The 18815-nt window shown below is 62.1% G+C and carries 17 protein-coding genes; 12 read left to right on the forward strand and 5 right to left on the reverse strand.

Annotation, left to right across the window (positions count from 1 at the left end):
* Positions 1–131 precede the first annotated feature (131 nt).
* From G556_RS0100510 to mnhG, 6 genes are read left to right on the forward strand one after another with little or no spacing between them, the layout of a single operon-like run.
* The gene (locus tag G556_RS0100510; RefSeq protein WP_028821371.1) at positions 132–3164 is read left to right on the forward strand and encodes a Na+/H+ antiporter subunit A; all 3033 of its coding nucleotides are present in this window, start codon (positions 132–134) and stop codon (positions 3162–3164) included.
* Positions 3161–3718, forward strand: coding sequence for a Na(+)/H(+) antiporter subunit C (locus G556_RS0100515; protein ID WP_028821372.1), 558 nt, complete (start codon positions 3161–3163; stop codon positions 3716–3718). Before G556_RS0100510 ends, G556_RS0100515 begins: the two co-directional genes overlap by 4 nt.
* Positions 3715–5409 (forward strand): Na+/H+ antiporter subunit D, encoded by a 1695-nt coding sequence (locus G556_RS0100520; RefSeq protein WP_028821373.1) that lies wholly within the window; start codon positions 3715–3717, stop codon positions 5407–5409. Before G556_RS0100515 ends, G556_RS0100520 begins: the two co-directional genes overlap by 4 nt.
* Positions 5409–6080 carry a Na+/H+ antiporter subunit E gene (locus tag G556_RS09655; protein ID WP_051176497.1) on the forward strand — a complete coding sequence of 224 codons (672 nt, stop codon included), beginning with the start codon at positions 5409–5411 and terminating at the stop codon, positions 6078–6080. Before G556_RS0100520 ends, G556_RS09655 begins: the two co-directional genes overlap by 1 nt.
* Positions 6077–6397 carry an MrpF/PhaF family protein gene (locus G556_RS09660; RefSeq protein ID WP_051176498.1) on the forward strand — a complete coding sequence of 107 codons (321 nt, stop codon included), beginning with the start codon at positions 6077–6079 and terminating at the stop codon, positions 6395–6397. The genes G556_RS09655 and G556_RS09660 overlap by 4 nt, the downstream gene beginning before the upstream one ends.
* The gene (gene mnhG / locus G556_RS0100535; protein ID WP_028821374.1) at positions 6390–6770 is read left to right on the forward strand and encodes a monovalent cation/H(+) antiporter subunit G; all 381 of its coding nucleotides are present in this window, start codon (positions 6390–6392) and stop codon (positions 6768–6770) included. The genes G556_RS09660 and mnhG overlap by 8 nt, the downstream gene beginning before the upstream one ends.
* Before the next feature lie 29 nt (positions 6771–6799).
* Here mnhG and G556_RS10875 read toward each other — a convergent pair whose 3' ends face one another.
* From G556_RS10875 to G556_RS0100550, 3 genes are all read right to left on the reverse strand, one after another.
* Positions 6800–7504, reverse strand: a complete 705-nt coding sequence (locus G556_RS10875; protein WP_051176499.1) for a PRC-barrel domain-containing protein — start codon at positions 7502–7504, stop codon at positions 6800–6802.
* Positions 7505–7599: 95 nt separating this feature from the next.
* Positions 7600–8895, reverse strand: coding sequence for an MFS transporter (locus G556_RS09670; RefSeq protein WP_051176500.1), 1296 nt, complete (start codon positions 8893–8895; stop codon positions 7600–7602).
* 24 nt (positions 8896–8919) lie between these two features.
* Complete coding sequence (locus tag G556_RS0100550; protein WP_016456824.1) at positions 8920–9174, reverse strand: PLD nuclease N-terminal domain-containing protein; 255 nt, start codon at positions 9172–9174, stop codon at positions 8920–8922.
* Positions 9175–9229: 55 nt separating this feature from the next.
* Here G556_RS0100550 and G556_RS0100555 point away from each other — a divergent pair, with 55 nt between their 5' ends.
* From G556_RS0100555 to menD, 4 genes are read left to right on the forward strand one after another with little or no spacing between them, the layout of a single operon-like run.
* A complete protein-coding gene (locus G556_RS0100555; RefSeq protein ID WP_028821375.1) occupies positions 9230–10300 on the forward strand; it encodes an AMP-binding protein in 1071 nt (356 codons plus the stop codon).
* 53 nt (positions 10301–10353) lie between these two features.
* Positions 10354–11238 carry a 1,4-dihydroxy-2-naphthoate polyprenyltransferase gene (locus tag G556_RS0100560; RefSeq protein ID WP_028821376.1) on the forward strand — a complete coding sequence of 295 codons (885 nt, stop codon included), beginning with the start codon at positions 10354–10356 and terminating at the stop codon, positions 11236–11238.
* Entirely contained in the window at positions 11239–12201 is a 963-nt protein-coding gene (locus G556_RS0100565) for an o-succinylbenzoate synthase (protein WP_028821377.1), read from the forward strand.
* The gene (gene menD, locus G556_RS09675) at positions 12198–13742 is read left to right on the forward strand and encodes a 2-succinyl-5-enolpyruvyl-6-hydroxy-3-cyclohexene-1-carboxylic-acid synthase (RefSeq protein ID WP_081675457.1); all 1545 of its coding nucleotides are present in this window, start codon (positions 12198–12200) and stop codon (positions 13740–13742) included. The genes G556_RS0100565 and menD overlap by 4 nt, the downstream gene beginning before the upstream one ends.
* Here the strand turns inward: menD and G556_RS0100575 are convergent.
* The gene (locus tag G556_RS0100575) at positions 13723–15510 is read right to left on the reverse strand and encodes a TM0106 family RecB-like putative nuclease (protein ID WP_036915324.1); all 1788 of its coding nucleotides are present in this window, start codon (positions 15508–15510) and stop codon (positions 13723–13725) included. The genes menD and G556_RS0100575 overlap by 20 nt on opposite strands.
* Before the next feature lie 20 nt (positions 15511–15530).
* The gene (locus G556_RS0100580) at positions 15531–16265 is read right to left on the reverse strand and encodes a demethylmenaquinone methyltransferase (protein ID WP_267878588.1); all 735 of its coding nucleotides are present in this window, start codon (positions 16263–16265) and stop codon (positions 15531–15533) included.
* A 69-nt stretch (positions 16266–16334) separates the two neighbouring features.
* On the opposite strand from G556_RS0100580, the gene G556_RS0100585 reads away from it, so the two are divergent.
* Both G556_RS0100585 and G556_RS09680 read left to right on the forward strand, forming a co-directional pair.
* Positions 16335–17012 (forward strand): ABC transporter ATP-binding protein, encoded by a 678-nt coding sequence (locus tag G556_RS0100585; protein ID WP_028821380.1) that lies wholly within the window; start codon positions 16335–16337, stop codon positions 17010–17012.
* On the forward strand, positions 17009–18793 hold the full coding sequence (locus G556_RS09680) for a DUF6297 family protein (protein WP_051176503.1): 1785 nt from the start codon (positions 17009–17011) through the stop codon (positions 18791–18793). The genes G556_RS0100585 and G556_RS09680 overlap by 4 nt, the downstream gene beginning before the upstream one ends.
* The last annotated feature ends 22 nt before the right edge of the window (positions 18794–18815 follow it).

The following is an 18815-nucleotide window of genomic DNA, read 5'->3' on the forward strand; positions in this document are numbered from 1 at the left end:
GCGGAACCTTCTTGATCAACTACGACGAAAAGCTTCACGTCTGATATCCCGTAACAAATGCTCAAGCGCGAGCTTTGGCTTATTCCCATAGGATAAAAGGAGTCGTTTTGAAAAAATCTTAAGGAGCCGCAGTGCTGCAGATAATCGTTGCCCATGCGATTGCTGCGTTGCTTGCTCCGCTACTCATACGTTTACTGCATGGCAAGGCGTACCTGCTGTTGGCGCTCGTGCCCGCTGCCGGTGCGGTCTGGACAGCCATGCAAACCAGCAATGTGTTAGCGGGCAACTATCCGACGCAGCAATTTTCGTGGCTACCCGCGCTCGGTCTGGACATCACATTCAGGCTAGACACCCTGAGCTGGCTGATGGGGCTGATCGTGGGCGGGGTGGGCGCCCTCATCCTGGTCTACTGCAGCGGATACTTCGCACGCGACGCGCAAGCGATGGGCAGGTTCGCGGGCGTCTTCGTCGCATTCGCCGGCGCCATGTTCGGCCTGGTCACAACCGATAACACGCTGGCCTTGTATCTGTTTTGGGAGCTGACGACGGTGTTCAGCTACCTGCTGATCGGCCACTACCACGACCGTCAGGCTTCGCGTATCGCGGCTGCTCAGGCCATCACGGTGACGACGGCCGGCGGCCTGGCGATGTTGGCCGGTATCATCCTGCTGGGCGTTGCCCCGGGCGGTTCCTTCGCGCTCAGCGAGCTGGTTGCCTCAGCTGCCGACGGCACGCTGGTGGCCGAAAATGGTGTCGGTTTCTGCTCCGCCGCGGTGCTGTGCATTCTGTTCGGAGCGCTGACCAAATCCGCTCAGATTCCTTTCCATTTCTGGCTGCCCGCCGCGATGGCGGCGCCTACGCCGGTCAGTGCCTATCTGCACTCGTCCGCGATGGTGAAGGCCGGCGTCTACCTGATCGCCCGCTTAGCCCCCGGATTCTCGGACCTGGGAGTGTGGCGCTGGAGCATCCTAATCGCCGGGCTCGGCACGATGTTGCTCGGCGGTTACCGCGCGATGCGCCAGTTCGACCTGAAGCTGCTGCTCGCCTTCGGCACAGTCAGCCAGCTCGGCTTCATCATTCTCCTCGTCGGCTTCGGAGACAAGGCAGTGGCGCTTGGCGGCATCACTATGCTGCTGGCCCACGCACTGTTCAAGTCGACACTCTTCATGGTTGTTGGCACCATCGACCACGAGATCGGCACTCGAGACCTGCGCAGACTCTCCGGCCTGGCGAAAATCATGCCGGGCCTGATGGTCATCGCCATCCTGGCGGCCGCGTCGATGGCGGGTCTTCCGCCGACACTCGGCTACCTGGGTAAGGAGGCCTCGCTCGGCGCGCTCTTCGAGGCGGGCACGGTTGGCCAGGCGACGTTCATTGGCGTGGTCGTGGGCTCTATCCTGACGCTCGGATATTCGCTGCGTTTTCTGTGGGGTGCCTTCGTCGATACGCCCGGCATCAAACCGCAGAAGCCCCGAACCATCAGCTGGCTGCTGATCGCCCCGATGGCCTTGACGGCTCTCGGCTGCGTCTCGCTCAGCTTCATGGCTGGGCAGCTGCAAGAAATCCTGTCCGGTCATGCTGCCATATATGAAGGCAATGAGGGTCACTTGGCGCTATGGGCGGGAATTGGCCCGGCGCTGGGTGGAACCGTCGTCATCATCTGCGCAGGCATCTGGCTTTTCGTCGCTAACGGCAGGGCACTCTACGCGGAGGAGCAGCAGCCAATCATCGCCCGTTCCGAGGACCTGTACCGTGGCCTGATTCGTCGACTGAACACGTTCTCCGCAGACATCACCGCGATCGTCCAGCGCGGTTCGCTGCCCAGCTATCTGTCGACGATGTTCAACGTGATGATCGGCAGCGTGCTGCTCGTTCTCCTGCTTACGGCTCCGGTGATGCCAACGAAACTTAGGCTGTGGGACAGCCCCATCCAGGGCATAGTCTGCGCGCTTGCCAGCGTCGCCGCCATCTTCGTCGTGCGCGCCCGGCGACGCATGAAGGCCGTGCTCGTAATGGCGTTCATCGGCTACGCGATCGCTCTTGTCTTCGTGCTGCAGGGCGCCCCGGACTTGGCGCTCACCCAGGTTGTGGTCGAGTCCGTCAGCCTGGTGGTCTTCGTGCTGGTGCTGCGCCGCCTACCAAAATACTTCTCCGATCGGCCCTGGACGACGTCGCGCATCTCGCGAATTCTGTTGGGCACCATCGTCGGTGTGGCGACGGCGCTGCTCGGCTGGTTTGCCGCGTCCGCCCGAATCCACGAGCCGGTGACCGTCGACTATCCGGCTGAGGTCTACGAATACGGCTACGGCCTAAACATCGTGAACGTGACGCTCGTCGACACTCGAGCCTGGGACACCGTCGGCGAGATTTCCGTACTGCTGGCCGCCACCACCGGCGTTATCAGTCTGATTTTCCTGCGGATGCGCCCTAGGCAAGATCTGCGCTCCAACCTGGCCAAAGCCGTGCACTCCAAGAAGATTTGGTCAGCCGGACAAACCGATAAGGTTGCAGCCCTCGCCATGCCCCGTCGCAGGCCGAGCGCCAGGCGCGGACGCGTCTGGTTGGCAGGTTCGCTGACGCTGGCTAGGGTTCGTCGTTCCCTGATCTTCGAAATAGGGGCAAGGCTCATCTTCTTCCCGCTGATGATATTCAGCCTCTATCTGCTGATGGCAGGGCACAACGCGCCAGGCGGCGGGTTCGCCGGCGGTATGGTAGCTGGCATCGCGTTGGTGATTCGCTACCTGGCCGGAGGCCGCTACGAACTGCGATTGGCTTCCCGAGGGAACCGCTCGGGTATTTTCCTCGGCGGGGGCATGACGATCGCAACGGTAGCCGCGCTGGCTCCAGTCTTGTTCGGCGGCACGGTGTTGCAGACCACCGTCTTCGACTTTCAGCTTCCGCTGTGGGGCAACGCGCACATCACGACGGCGCTGTTCTTCGATATTGGCGTCTACCTGATCGTCATCGGTATGGTCGCCGGAGTGCTCGCAAGCTTAGGTGGCGAGATCGACCGCCAAGCAGAGGAGCAGGGCGTGCGACCCAGGGAAGTTGCCTTCGACAACCCGAACAAGCTCGAATCCGAGACCATCGATCTCGTCGATCTGCGCGAGAGTGTGGCTGCCGTCACCGACGAGAAAGCCGCGAAGATCGGGGAGGAAAAATGATAGATACAACCCCGTCTTTAGCGCTTTTGGTGCTGGTCGCCGTGTTGGTAGGAACGGGCGTGACGCTGGTGCTGGAACGTTCGCTTTCGCGCGTGGCAATCGGCGCTTGCCTGCTCACCTACGGCGTAAACGTGATGATCTTGATGGCTGGCGGCCGAGCCGGCGGCCCCCCGATCATCGGTCAGACTGAGGTCGAGGACATGTCCGATCCGCTTCCGCAGGCCATGGTGCTGACGTCCATCGTCATTGGCTTGGCGCTGACGGCCTTCATGCTTGCGATGAGCTACCGCACCTGGCAGCTTAACGGCAACGACGAGGTGCAGGACGACCGCGAGGATCGTCGAATCGCCCTCGCCGCCAACCACGATCGCATCAACGCCCGCACCACCGATGACATCGGTGAGACCACCGCCGAGCGTGCCGACGACTTCTACGACGAGACGTCCGCCGCCGGTAACCACGAGATGCCGGCCAGAGTTAAGGCGAAAGAAAAAGAGAAGGAGAGGCGCGAGAATGCCGATCCGCTCGAAGACCCGAAGGGAGGCGTCCGATGAACTGGGTGCTAGCTCTTCCCGTCCTGGTGCCGTTCGTCGGTGCCGCGATCTCCCTGCTGCTGCCGCGCAACTACCGCGTGCAGCGGGTGGTTGGCATGAGCTCGTTGGGCATCGTGCTGGCCGCTTCGGTCGTGATTCTCTGGCATTCGCGGCTCGGCCCGTTCGTGCTTGACGTCGGTGGCTGGGCCGCCCCGGTCGGTATCAGCCTGGTCGCGGACAGGCTGTCGGCCTTGATGCTGCTGGTCAGCGTGTTCGTGACGCTGTGCGTCATGATCTATTCGTCATCCGAGGTCTTCGAGGACGACCGCGTCCCGCTTTCGGTTTTCTACCCGACGTTCCTGATTCTTTCCGCGGGAGTGTCTAACTCGTTCCTCACCGGTGACCTGTTTAACCTGTACGTCGGATTCGAGATTTTACTGGTTTCCAGTTTCGTGTTGATCATGCTTGGCGGCACCCGAGACCGGCTGCGTTCTGGAACCGTCTACGTGGTCGTCTCGATGATCAGCTCGTCGATTTTCCTGATCGCCCTGGCCATGGTTTACGCGGCCACGGGCACGGTCAACATGGCTCAGTTGGCCATCCGCCTGCCGCAGATCGACTCTGGAACGGCACAGTTGATTCAGGTGATGCTGCTGGTTGCGTTTGGCGTCAAGGCCGCGGTTTTCCCGTTGTCGGCCTGGCTGCCTGACTCTTACCCGACGGCCCCGGCCCCGGTCACGGCCGTGTTCGCTGGCCTGCTCACCAAGGTCGGCATTTACGCCATCATCCGCACGCAAACGATCCTGTTCGGCGACTCGAAGCTGAATCCTTGGCTGCTCGGCATCGGCCTGTTGACGATGATCGTCGGCATTTTGGGCGCCGTCGCGCAGGACGACATCAAACGTCTGCTCAGCTTTACGCTGGTCAGCCACATCGGTTTCATGCTATGGGGTCTCGGCACGGGCACGGTCGACGGCATTTGCGCCGCGATCTTCTACACCGCCCACCACATTATTGTGCAGACCGCGCTGTTCTTGGTTTCCGGAATCATGGAGCGCATGGGCGGCACGACGTCTCTGGTTCGCCTGGGCGGCCTGTTGAAGGCGTGGCCGCTACTGGCGGTTCTGTTCTTGGTGCCCGCGTTCAACCTTGCCGGCATCCCGCCGATGTCTGGCTTTTTGGGCAAGATCGGATTGATCAAGGCCTCGGCCCAGGTCGGCACCCCGACGCATTACCTGATGATCGCGGGCGGTTTGGTCTCGAGCCTGTTGACGCTATTCGCCTTGGCCCGAGCCTGGAACATGTCGTTCTGGCAGCCGCTCTCCGATGACGCGCCGCCGCTCGCCGACAAGATCACGGTGCCGTGGGTGATGCCGTTCGCCACCGGACTGTTGGTTGTCGGTTCGCTGGCGCTGACGGTATTCGCAGCTCCGCTGTATAGCTTCACGACGAATGCCGCTGAGAACCTGACCCAGCGCAACCCATACGTTCGAACGGTTCTGCCCGACTACCAGCGGGGTTCGGGGCAGTCGCAAGATAGCGTCGACGGCCCGGCCCCCGCAGTGACGGCTACAGCGCCGATCAAGAAGCCGAGTGCCTCGCCGACGCCGAGCACTGACGAAACGCGGACTCCGCAGCCGTCGGCGGCTCCCGCAACTCCAATGCAGCCCACGCCCAAGGCTTCGGCCACCACGACAAGGGGTGATGAGTGATGGAACAAGAATCCAAAACCACCGGCACGCTGAAGGCGATCACGCCGCCTAGGCTGCCTAGCTTGAAGGATCCCGGTGCAAGCCTCTTCCACCTGGTTTGGTTGACTCTGATCTGGGCTCTGCTGTGGGGCGATTTTAGTTTCAAGACGCTGTTCGGTGGCCTGATTATGACGCTGCTCGTCATGTACGCGCTGCCGATGCACCGGGCGACCAACGAGAAAATCACGGTTCGCCCCATCGCGTTAGCAAGGCTAATCGTCGTCTTCCTCCTTGACGTGGTTAAGGCGTCCGCGCAAATCACCTACGCGATCCTCACCCGCAAGAAGCTCGAGGCCGCCATCATCCGAGTCCACACCAGGGCAGAATCTGACATTTTCCTGGCCGTCACCAGCGGGTTCACCGCGATGGTGCCGGGCTCGATCGTTATTGACGCACACCGCATGACCGGCATGATGTATGTGCACGTCTTCGACGTCTCTGGTGAAGACGGGCTACAAAAAGCTCACGACACGGTCATAGAGCAGGAGGAGAGGATCCTGCGCGCGCTGGCCAGCGACCAGGTGCTGATTGAGGCGGGTTACGTGCCGAGCGGTTCGATGCGTGCGGGCAGGTTGGAGAAGTCGGCTAAGGACTCGTACGTGCCGCTGAACAGCAAGGAGGCCAGCCGATGATTTATCTGCTCTGGGCGGCCCTGATCATTCTGGGCATCGCTATGGCTCTCGTGCTGATCGCGGTGCTTCGCGGTCCGACGGTCATGGAGCGTGCGATTTCGCTCGACGTGCTGACCAGCGCCATCATCTGCACTTCCGTCGTGATCATGGTCATTCACGGCCGCACCGACCTGACCGTGCTGGTGGCGGTGCTGGCGGCGGTGGGCTTCGTTTCGTCGACGGTGATTGCGCGCTTCGCTCCCGTCGAACGCAAGGAGGAGACGATGTCCCAGGCTGCCGTGATCGGCAAGATGAAGGAGGAGGGTGAGGATGCTTAGCATTTCAGTAATCGCCAAGGGCATCGGCGTCGTACTGGTTTTTCTCGGCGCACTGCTCACGCTGATCACCGCCATTGGTCTGCTCGCGCTTCCCGATCTGCTGGCCAGGATGCACGCCGCCACGAAGCCGCAGGTGCTCGGCCTCATGCTGCTTAGCGTTGGAGGTTCGCTGGTCCTGCAGTCCGCCTCTGTCGCCGGCATTCTGATCTTGATGGTGATTTTTCAGCTCATCACCGCGCCGATTTCCGCGCACATGCTCAGCAACGCGGCGTTCAAGGCCGGCCGCGCGAAGTCTGACGTGCTGGTTGTGGACGAGTTCAGCGAGGACATCGCCCACGCTCAGGAATACGCAAAAACCCAGCAGAAGCGCTAGCCTCTGCCGGGTTTTAGCCAGCTAAAAACTTAGGACTGGTTGAACTTTTCCCACAGCTCGTCGGCAGGGTTCTTGCCGTACGGGCCCTCGGTGGGCACTGGGGAAGCCAGGAACACTCGCTCGTCCTCGGGGCGGGCCTGCTTGGCGGCCTCCTCGCGGGCGTCCTCGGAAACCTCGTACGGGCCTAAAGCCAGCACCGGAGACGGGACGAAACCGCGTCGCGACCTGTCGATCGGAGCCTTCCATGGCTGCACCTGGCTCGGGGCCTCATCTACCTCTTCCTCGTCGGGTAATCCGCGCTGCGGGCCTGCGAAGCTTGGGCCGTAATCCTCCGGGTCGACGCCGTCGCCCGCCTGACCGCTCACGGTCCAGGGCTGGCTGGCAGGCAGAATCTCGTCGTCGGTCTTGGTCTGGACATCGAAGCCGTAGTAGCCGTAAAGCTCGGCCTCTTTGGCGGAATCCAGGTGACGGTCAGGATCGTCGTTCGGGGCGTCCTCCACGAAGCTTTTTTCGTAGGGAACCTGGATCTCGTCTGGACTGATGATCGCGCGTTCTAGCGGAACGAAAGTTTCCTTGGAACCGAAGATTCCGGTCTTCACCGTCACCCAGGTTGGCAGGCCAGTGTTGTCGTCAAGGTAGACCTGCTCGACCTTACCGATTCGGTCGTTGTTTTGATCTACAACTTTGGCGTCAAACAGGTGTTCGTAGCGGTGTCCCTGGTTATTATCTGTCATCGCGGCGATCCTTTCGCATATTCAATATCAAATACTAAAGCCAACTAGGCCAAAGCGCACGCCGATACGCCGGCTTGGAGCCCAGTTCGCACTCCTTAGCGGTCCTTCGGTTCGTCGACGTCGTTGCTGGGGCCGCCATTGCGGAGCAGCCTGACCGTCGGCCAGCGGCGGGTGTGGTCGAGGACGAAACGCAGCTGGTCTTTGTGCATCACGAGCGCGGTGATCGCGAGGGTGGCCAAGCCGACGCAGATGACGCCAAACCAGATCGTCCATTCCGGGCCGAGCGCGTCGCCGAGCCAGCCGACTAACGGGGAGACCAGCGGAGCGACGCCCATGATCATCAGGTTCCACAGCGCCAGCATGCGCCCTCGCATCACTGGCGATGACGCGGTCTGGACGAGCGTGTTGCCCGTCACCAGCGCGGTGATGGTGAACAACCCGATCGGCGCCTGCAGCAGCGCGAAGATCAGGTAGCTGGTTTTGATCGCGGCCAGTGCCGAGAAGACGGTGTAGCCGGCCATGCCGATCAGCACGTATCGGAGCCTGCCGCGCCCCCTTCGGGCCGCAGCCAGCGCTGCGATGAGCGCGCCCGCGCCCATGATTGAGCCGAGCGCCCCGAATTCTCCGGCGCCCTTGCCGTAAAGCGCGGTTGACATGACGGCGTTGGAGATTTGGAAGTTGAAGCCCAGGCCGCCGATCGCGAAGCCGCAGGCCAGCACGACGATGATGTCCGGGCGGCGACGCACGTAGCGCAGACCCGCGATGATGCCTCTGTCTGCCTGCTGAGCCTTCGCTGGCGTCATCTTCTTGGCGTCCAAAAGCAGTAGGCAGATGAACATGCAGACGTAGCTGGCGGTGCCGATGAAGAACACCTGTCCGGTGCCCACGATGGCGATCAGCAAGCCAGCGATGCCTGGGCCAATCAGACGGGCGGAGTTGAACGACGTTGAGTTAAGTGCGATGGCATTGGCTAGCTGATGGCTGGGGACGATCTCGCTGACCATCGATTGCCTGGCCGGGTTGTCGAAAGTAATGGTGATGCCGTCTATGAAGGCAATCAGGTAGATCATCCAAAGCTGCGCGTTGCCGGTCACCACTAGTGTGCCAACCAACGCCGTCGAAATAGCGCCCTCCACCTGCATGACTAGCAGCAGCTTTCGTTTGTCGAAGCGATCGGCCGCTGCTCCACCGAATTGGTTAAGAATCAGGTTCGGGATGAAAGTGACGGCGGTCAAAAAGCCCAACGCGGCCGCCGAATTGTCCGTGAGGATGACCAGCACTAACCAAGACTGCGCGGTCCTAACCATCCAGTTACCGATGTTGCTGGCCAACGAACCGGTGAACCAGATTCGGTAGTTTATGATCGCAAGCGAGCTGAACATCTTGCGCATCGCTCACCTCGATTGTTGATTGATTTATAGGCTTCTCAGAAAATCTGGATCGTCGTCCGGGGCGCCGTAGCGCGGACCTCTGTTCGACGGGGGGTGGCCGTAGCGAGGGCGACCGAAGAATAGCCAGCAGAATGGGCCCAGGACGGGCGCCATGATGACGAACACGGCCCAAAGCCATTTGGGCATGACGCGAACTTTGCCAGCGGGTGCTTGCGCTACCTCGACGGTGCAGTAGATGGTCAACGCCACGACTGCAATCAGCAAAATTACTCGGGCCATGCAGATAGTCTATCGACCCGCGCAACACTATCGCCACCAACCTAAGATGAAGTGTGTGCTTGAAGTCACCGCTGCCGACCAACTATTAACCCGACTGCCCGATGCGCTGGCGGGGGAAGCCTCGCTGGCCCCGCTGGCTGCCGGGCAAACCCCGCCGGAAGCGCTGTTGCTCGACGAACCCATCGACGACGATATCGCGGTGGTGGTCACCACCTCGGGCAGCACGGGCACGCCGAAGGGCGTTGAGTTGAGCGCCGCAGCGCTGCTGGTCTCGGCAGAGGCCACCCGAAAGGCGCTCGGTTCGTTCACCTGGACGTGTGTGCTGCCAACCAGCTACGTCGCCGGTTTGATGGTTTTGGTTCGGGGGCTGGCCGACCGCGAGCACGGAGGGGGAGGGGTCCGATTCGCATCGAAGGACCTATCCGATCTGGCTCCGGACCCTAACTTCCCGAACGCCATCTCCATCGTTCCGACTCAACTGGAGCGGGCGATCCGTGACGCACGGGTGGCCGAGACCCTTGCCCGCTACGAACAGGTGCTGGTCGGCGGCGCCGCGCTTCGCGCCCAGACCCTTGAGGCTGCAGCTGATTTAGGCATCACTGTAACCCGCACGTACGGCATGTCTGAGACCTGTGGGGGCATGGTCTACGATGGGCGTCCGCTCCCCGGGGTCGAGGTGTTGATCGACGAAGGACGGGTGCGGCTGAAGACGCCGAGCGCGTTCAGCCGTTATCGCGGGCTGCCGGAGCTGACCGCGCAAGTGCTCGAGGGGAACATAGTCACCACGAACGATCGTGGGCGTTTCGTCGATGGGCAATTGGAACTATTGGGGCGCTTCGATGACGTCGTAATAAGCGGGGGAGTGAATGTGGACCTCGCCGCGGCACAAGCCGTTGTGGACGAGCTGAGTGCCCAGCCAGCGGTTCTATTTGGGGTGCCCGACGACGAGTGGGGAACAAAAATCCTCATCGCCGATGAGGCCGCCCGGCCGATCGATTGGTGGCGTCAGGAGCTCTCCGGGCGGCTGCAGAAGGCCGCGCTGCCCAAGCAGGTGCTCGCCGGCGCGCTGTCCCGGACTTCATCGGGCAAGGTGGACTTTGCGGCCCTCCGTGAGCGGGCAAATTAATTTTGTCAGTGCGAAGTGGCATGATCTTAAGCAGTTGATTTTTGGAGGGAACGTTGGCTACTGCTGCTGAATGGATCGAGGGCGCCAGGCTACGCACGCTGCCTGCGTCGGTGGCTCCCGTGCTGATGGGTGCGGCTGTTGCGGCTAGCGTCGGGCACCTTTCGTGGCTTCGCACTGTGCTCGCCGCGCTGGTTGCGCTGGCGCTGCAGGTGGCAGTGAATTTCTCCAACGATTATTCCGACGGAGTGCGTGGCACCGACGAGGTGCGTGTCGGCCCGCAGCGGCTGATCGGCTCTGGAGCTGCGACACCCAAACAGGTGCTGCGCGCCGCAATCTACTGTTATCTTTTCGCCTGCGTCGCCGGCCTGGTGCTGGTGGCTCTGAGCGGTGCCTGGTGGCTGCTGGCGGTCGGTGTCGCCTGCGTGCTGGCAGCATGGTTCTACACGGGCGGCAAACATCCCTACGGCTACATGGGCCTGGGCGAGGTTTTCGTCTTCATCTTCTTCGGGCTGGTGGCAACAGCGGGAACCACCTACACGCAGGTTGGGTCGGTGCCCGCTGCCGCCTGGGCCGGCTCTGTGGTCATGGGGCTGTTGGCCTGCGCGGTGCTGGTTTGTAATAACGTGCGCGATCTGCCGCGCGACGCGCAATCCGGCAAGATCACGCTTTCCGTGCGCCTGGGGGATCGCGGCTCGAGGCTCTTCTACGTTGCTCTGGTGATTTTCGCGCTGGTCGCGCTGGGAGTCGTGGTTGCCGCCACCTCGCCGTGGGCCCTCATCGGGCTATTCATTCCTGGCATTCTGCTGCCTGCCTGCCGTCAGATAATGGCGGGAACGACCGGCATGGAGTTAGTGAAGGTGCTCAAGAGGACGAGCGTCGCCGAGCTGACCGCCGGTGCTGGCGTCTTCATCGGCGTGCTGATCGCGATGGTGATATAGTTGCGCGTCCACGTTTTTTCAATTCCGTTACGCAACACCTTCCGGGGCATCAACGTTCGCGAGGGCGTGCTTATCGAGGCCGATGGCAAGTGGGCCGAATGGAGCCCGTTCGTCGAATACGACGACGAAATTGCAGCCCGCTGGCTGCGCGGAACTTTAGATCAACTGACCGAGAACCGCACCCCGGTTCGCGATCGGGTGAGCGTTAACGTGACGATTCCCGAGGTGAGCCCGGATACGGCGTACGAGCTGGTCACCACTTCCGGGTGCAAGACCGCGAAGGTCAAGGTAGCCGGTTTGTCTAGCCTTACCGAGGACGCCGAGCGCGTCCGGGCGGTCCGCCAGGCGATCGGGCCGCAGGGCCATGTCAGGGTTGATGCCAATGGTTCTTGGAGTCTCGAAGAGGCCTTTGAAGCGCTGGAGATCCTGGGCGAGGTGGGGCTCGAATATGCCGAGCAGCCCTGCGCGAGCGTCGAGGATCTAGCTCGGCTACGCAAGGAGCTGGCAAAGAGTGGCTTAGCTGTGTCGATTGCGGCGGACGAGTCGATCCGCCGAGCCGAGGACCCGCTTCGGGTAGCCGCCCTGGACGCGGCTGATGTTGTCGTGTTGAAGGTGCAGCCGCTGGGCGGCACCGCCAAAGTTCTGGAGCTGGCCGAGCAGCTGGCTCCGCGCAAGGTGGTAATTAGTTCTGCGCTCGAGACTTCCGTCGGTATTCACGCCAGCCTGAAAGCGGCTTGCGAACTGCCCGATGCGCCGCTTGCCTGTGGCATCAATACTGTTCGGCTGTTCACCGGTGACGTCGTCCGGAACCCTCTGATCGCCAAGGACGGCGAGCTTGTGTTGGGAGAGACCCCGACGCCCACGGATGAGCTACTGGAAGAGTTCGCCGCCCCCAAGCCTAGGGCTCGGTGGTGGAAGGATCGCCTGCAGCGCTGCCGCGAACGGATTAAGGAGCAAGCGTGAGTTCCTGGGGGCTCAGCCAACACGTCCTGGCCAACTTGATCGCGTCAGGAGTGCGCGATTTCGTGCTCTGCCCGGGCTCGCGTAACACACCTCTTTCTCTGACGCTCGTGCGCTGCGCCCGCGAGGGGCTGGTCAACCTGCACAGACGCATGGATGAGCGGGCTGCGGGCTTTCTGGGGCTCGGTGTGGCGAAGGTGACGGGTGCTTGCGCGCTCGTCGTTACCTCCGGCAGCGCGGTGGGTAATCTGCTGCCTGCTGTCATGGAGGCCCACGCCAGCGGGGTCTGCCTGATCGTGATCTCGGCCGATCGACCGGCCACCCTGCAGGCTTCGCGCAGCAACCAGACCACCAGCCAGTCGGGAATCTTCGGCGCGCACTGCGTGCACACCGCCAATCTCTATTCCAACGACGATTCTCCTGCCGCCTGGGCCAGCCAGACGCGTCGAGCCGTGGTTGCCGGGCTCGGGCTGCGCACCTGCCGCCCTGGGCCGGTGCAGATTAATCTTGGCCTCGACACGCCTTTGACGCCGGAGGAGGGCCCCGGCCTGGCAGCGCTCGTCGCCAGCGCAGATTTTTCACTGCCTGCCTCGCGCGATCCCCATCTCGAGGATCTCGAGTACGTGCCCGGCACGGTGGTGCTTGCCGCCGATGCCTCTGCCGACGTCGGAGCCGCGGCCGCACAGGTCGCTGAAAAAGCATGCCTGCCGTTGCTAGCGGAACCGAGCAGTAACGCCAGGCATAGCTCAAATGCTATTTGGAACTATGTTCCGCAGTTGGCCTCAGGCCGCATCGACGAGATCAATCGGGTGCTCGTTTACGGTCACCCCACGCTTTCAAGGTCGGTTGCGAAGTTACTTTCCAGCGCAGATCAGGTGATCGCGGTGGGGCAGTTCGCCGATTGGCCAGATCCTGGCCTGACAGTCACCGGCGTAGTCGACGCGGTTCGCGTCGAGCCGGATAAGTCCGATTGGCTGTGCAGCTGGCAGAGCCCCGAGCCACAGCCCGAACGCGAGTTAAGCGGCACTTCCGCGGTCGCACAATTTTTGAGCCACGCGGGCCAGAACATCTTCTTCGGGTCGTCAAACTCGATCCGCTACGCGGATAACTGCGCCAATTGGCCCAAAGGAACTTGCTACGCTAACCGCGGTCTGGCCGGTATCGACGGTGCAATCGCAACCGCAGCGGGCATCGCGCTAGCTTCCGGAAAGCCGACGAGTGCGCTCATGGGTGATCTGACCTTCCTCTACGACGCTGGCGCCCTGCTGATCCCGGCGGGCCAGCCCCAGCCAGACTTGCGCGTCGTAGTTCTAGACGACGACGGCGGCGCCATCTTCCGTTCTCTCGAGGTGGGCGCGGCCGAGTTCGCCGACGACTTCACCCAGGCATTCGGGATGCCCCACGGCCACGATCTCGCTGAGATCGCTCGTGGCTACGGCGTCGACGCGCAAAAAGTGGCTACCTTAGACGGGTTGAATAGCGCGCTTTCCAAGCCGATCGATGGCTTGAGCGTCGTCGTGGCGGCTATGCCTCCGGTTGCTTAGCTTTTCCCGCCTCTACCTCGTAAGAGTCCCCGTAGTTCTCGTTTAGCCAGTCGCGTAGCGCGAGCGTGGCGCGGGTGTCGTCTTCGTTGTATTCCAGCAGGCGCACCCGGTAGTGCTCGCGGGTTTTTACGTCGGCTGCGCTCACTGCCATGTCGAACCAACTCTGCGAGTTCAACCCGCTGGGGCTTTCGTCGCGCCAGTGGAAGCCGACGGGCCCGGTGGCCACCGCCTTCAGGCCGAGGCCGTGCGCGCCGAAAAAGTTTTTGTTCATCACCGCGAACAGGTCGAAGAAGCGATTGCGCATGATGCGAACCAGCTTTTTGACCTTCGGGTCGTCGATGCGCTTGGCAACTCTCTTGATGTGGGTGCGCTCGTAGTCGGAGTAGTGGTAGACGAACGAGCCGGGGTGTGCCATCAGGAAGTCGTACAGCCAGGTCAGCGCCTCTGCGGCGAGTTTCGCCTCGGACGCGTCCGTCATATTTTCGAAGGACGCGAAACTGACGTAGTGGCTCTGCGGCTTTGGCGCCTTGCGATCGGTCACCAGGATGCCCCAAAGGTAGATTTTGTCTTCGATGTTTGATTCGATATCCAGGTCTAGCTCGTAGCGGCTGTGCGGTAGTTCGATCGGCCCCTCCGAAGTGCGCTCCAGCTCCACACCCGTCATCATCATCTTGGCGCGTTTTCGTGCCCGCCTTAGCCGCTCGTCTGGGTGGGGACGGTGCTGCACGTTGGGCAAGTATTCGTCGCGCAACACCACTTCGCTGGCGTTTGCCAGATCTTCGATGGTGTTGATGCCAAGCGCGCGCAGCGTGCTGACCTCGCGGGCGTCCAGCGGAGCCTTCTCGATGCGCAGGCTCAGGTCTGCCTTCGGCTGTTGCTGGGCGCAGACCGGCCACCACCTGCATGTCTCACATTCCTCGATGACGATCGGTGACACCATTCGCTTGCCTGTCATCGCTGACTTCGCAACCTTGGTTCGGAAATTGAATTCGTGTTCGTAGCGAGACAGCGCGGTGTGGTAGCGGAACCTTGGATACGGCCTTCTGGAGAAGGTGCGGATCTTCTGCGTGTCGAGGCTGGCCCACGAAATGACAAGCCCGTTCATGGTGGTCCAACTGTGGTTTCCTTGCAGCCTCAGGCTGCCACCCTTTTCGACGAAGCGGTCGCTGCCGACCACGCCGCCCATCGGCAGGCCAGCCCAGCCGAGCTTCTCTATCATCCGCCAATAGTGCGCCAGCTCGAGCAGATCGGCCTCGCGGTTGTAGCGGAACTGGGCGCCCGGCGCCAGCACGATGTTCTTGACGCCCGGCTCAGACAGGTAGTTGATGCGGGTGGGTCTGGGGTTGTCGTTGCGCTCGAGCACCCGGTGGTTGCGGACGATCGCAGGCGCATACCTGGGTTTGCCGTCCTCTTGGTCGACGCAGCGCACCAGCATGTCGGGGCTGCCCATGCGGTGATCTTCTTCGTCGTAGGGCAGCTCGGGCGTGATGATGATCTGCTGGCCGGATTCGGCTGCTAGCTTCGTCGCCTGCAGGCGTAGGGCGTGGTTGGTCATCGTCAGGTTGCGCAGGTCCGCAACGTCCTTTTGTAGGGCAAGGACGTCTAGCACCGCGGTCTTGAATTCCTGGGCGTTTTTGCGGATCATCTCGAGCATCTTCGGGTCTGCGCGCCCGGGAGCCTCCACGTCCTCACCAGGCAGGGGCGTGTTCGGGTCGTACTCGTTCTGCACCTTCACCGGGCAGCTGCCAGCGGCCCGGGGTGGGAGCATGAAGTTTTCGTCTTGGTGAATCAAAGTTTCCAACCGCGGTGCAGGGCGACGATGCCGCCGGTCAGGTTCTTCCACTGCACGTCGGCCCAGCCTGCCTCGCGCATCAGCTTGGTCAGCCCCTGTTGATCCGGCCAGTTGATGATGGATTCCACCAGGTAGTCGTATGCGACGTCGTTGCTGCTGAACCGCTCCAGCGCTGGCATCACGCTGGACAGGTACCAGTGGTAAAGCATGCGGAAGGGCTTCCAGGTTGGCGTGGAGAACTCGGCGATAACCACTCGACCGCCGGGTTTGGTGACGCGCAGCATCTCTTTGAGCGCCGCAGCTGTGTCTTGCACGTTTCGCAGGCCGTAGCTGATGGTGACGGCGTCGAAAGAATCGTCTTTGTAGGGCAGCTGAAGTGCGTTGCCGGCCACGAATGTTACCTCGGGGAAGCGGCGCTTGCCCTCTGAAAGCATGCCCAGCGAAATATCTGTGGGTAGCACCTCGGCGCCCTTGTTGCGGATCGCTTGCGACGACATGCCCGTGCCGCCGGCTAGGTCTAACACCAGATGCGACGAGTTGGGGTCAATGGCCTTGACCGTCTCGCGACGCCAGCGCCTGACTTGGCCAAAGCTCATCAGATCATTCATCAGGTCGTAGCGCCGGGCTACGCCGTCGAACATCGCGGCTACTTCTGCCGTCTTCTTACCTAGATCTGCTCGGGTTGACACTCTATAAAGGTTGCCACAAATTATTTCCTTGTACCTGCTCAAACGCTCAGATCTTTTGCACCCGGTGCTATCGGTGTTGGCAGGTTTGGTGATTGGGGCAAGAATAGGCACATGGCCAAGCGAGAATTGGTGTTGAAAGTCACCGACCTAACAAAGAAGTACGGCGATCACATCATCGTCGACGGTTTCAACCTGAAAGTTCACTCCGGCGAGGCGGTTGCCCTGACCGGCCGCAACGGTTCGGGCAAGTCGACGATTCTGCGTTGCCTGATCGGCGCCGACCGTCCCAGCGACGGGCGAGTGGAGCTCTTCGGTAACAAGGTGAACGAGGCGGACGCGCAGTTCCGCCAAGACGTCGCCACCGTCGTTGACGATCTGGACTTCTTCCCGGACCTCTCGGTGGTGGAACACCTGGACCTCCTGGCCAGGGCCCACGGGCTGGAGGACCCGGACGATCTGGTGGATTCCGTGCTGGAGGAGGTCAACCTCGTCCCGCAGTCCAGCCAGTTGCCGGGCACGTTGTCTAGCGGCCAGCGTCGCAGGTTGGCGCTCGCCACCGCGTTTGTCCGTCCCAAAAAGCTGCTGGTTCTCGACGAGCCGGAGCAGCGTCTGGATGTCGAGGGCGTCGCCTGGCTCGGCCAACGTTTGAAGCATGAGGTTTCCAAGGGCCTTGCGGTCGTCATGGCTAGCCACGAGCCAAGCCTCGTCGAGGCCGTCGGTGCGCGCCTGGTTCGTGTCGGTTCGGACGCGCAGGTCAGTGAGTCTCTGGTGGAGGACGATGCGCTGTGAGTAAACGTCGCAGGAGGAGGCCGCAGGCTAAGCCTGCAAAGCAGCCCGCGATCGTCCAGCCGTCCGCAGCGGAGATTGAGGCCGCTAGGGCAGCAGCCATCGCCGAGTACGAGCCGGGCAGTTTCGAGGATGTCGAGGACTACGAGGTTGGCGTCGCCGACGAGCGTTCGCTGATGCTGCTGATGCGCGACTGGCGCAAGGGTAGGGCGACCCGAAGCATCTGGGACGCCATCACCAATGGCTACAACGTCGTATTCGCGGTTCTGGTCATCGGCGCGATGCTGGTCGGCGGAATCATGGAGGCTCAGAACACAGCGGCCGGCTGCACGACCACCGGCTGTAACACGGCGAAGTCGCTGTTTCCTTGGCTGCTGGTATGCGCCATGACGCTGCTGGCCATCAGCCTTTCAAAGGTTTTCGGCCCGGTGGTCGCGTCTGCGGCCGAGGGGTCTTGGCTGCTCGACGCTCCGATTCGACGCAGCCGTATTCTGCGCAAGCGTCTGGTCGGCGTGCTCGCGCTGTCGTTCTTTGCCGCCGGCGCTTTGACGCTGCTCATCTGCGTGCTGCTCGGCCTGTCGCTGCTATCCGCTGCCATCTGGGGTGTGGCGGCCGGGCTCGGCGCCACCGCAGCGACGGCGTTCGCCGCCTCCCAGCAGGGCAGGGATTCCGCTATTTTGTTCAGCCTGGTTCAGGGTCTGCTGGGCGCCGTTTCGACCGTCGTGCTGCTTGCCGTGATCGCGGTTTCTGTCGGCTGGATCGCCATGCCGCTGGACCCGGAGACGAGCCTCTCGTCGTCGTACGCCATGCTTGGGGTTGCCGCCGTTGTGCTGGTGATCTTCGTGGTGATCGCGTTCGGCAGGTTAAACCGTTTGCGCAGGGCCCGTCTGGTCAGCGGCGGCGATCTGCTATCGGGCATGCAGGGCGCCGCGTTCGCGCTGGACTTCTCGCTGATGCGCGACATCTTGGTTGAACGTAAATACCTGGCGCGCGGCCACGTCAAGCCCAAGCGCGGCAAGGGCATCGGCACCCATGCTGTCGTCTGGCGCGACACCCAGCGTCTGTTGCGCAACCCGATAAACCTGATCGTTTTGCTGGTTTCCGCGGTCATTCCCTACGCCACCGAGGCGCTGGGCATGGGTGTCTTCGGCGTGTTGATCTCGGCGCTGATGATGCTTTTCGTGATGATCCCGTTCTTCGATTCGCTGCGCGTGCTAACCCGCACCAAGGGCCTGGCGAGGGCATTCCCGATCGGTGACAGCGAGCTGCGTAGCTCGGCCACCGTCGTCCCCGCGGTGTTGGCGTTCGGCTGGGCAGTAATGGTCATGCCCGCCTTCCTGCTGTCTGCCGAGACGGTCAGCGCGCAGTCCATCGCGCACTCGTTCCTGCTCGCCCTGATCACTGCGGGCACCGGCTACGTTGCCGCGATCCGCTGGGTGAGCGCTAGGCCGCCGGACTACTCCGCGCCGATGCTTGCCACCGGCATGGGCGCACTACCGACGGGCATGATCGTAAACCTGTTGCGCGGCTTCGACATCGTGGCCGTCACCGTCCTGCCCCTGGTCTTCGGACTCAGCCCGTGGATCAGCGTCGTCATTTTGGTGATCGCATACTTCATCGCGCGCTCGGGAGGAATGAACACCCAGGAGATGATGGAGCGCCAGGCAGAGGCTAAGAAGGAGCTGGAGGAGGCCAAGGCGAATTCGACGGCCGAACGCAAGGTCATTTCCAGGTCCGGACGCAAGCCCGGAACGCCGAGGGGCTACACCATCGGGGAGAAGTAAAAACCGAGCTAACAAAGCAAAA

It is taken from the genome of Propionimicrobium lymphophilum DSM 4903, assembly GCF_000423485.1.
In the GTDB taxonomy this organism is placed as follows: Bacteria; Actinomycetota; Actinomycetes; order Propionibacteriales; family Propionibacteriaceae; genus Propionimicrobium; species Propionimicrobium lymphophilum.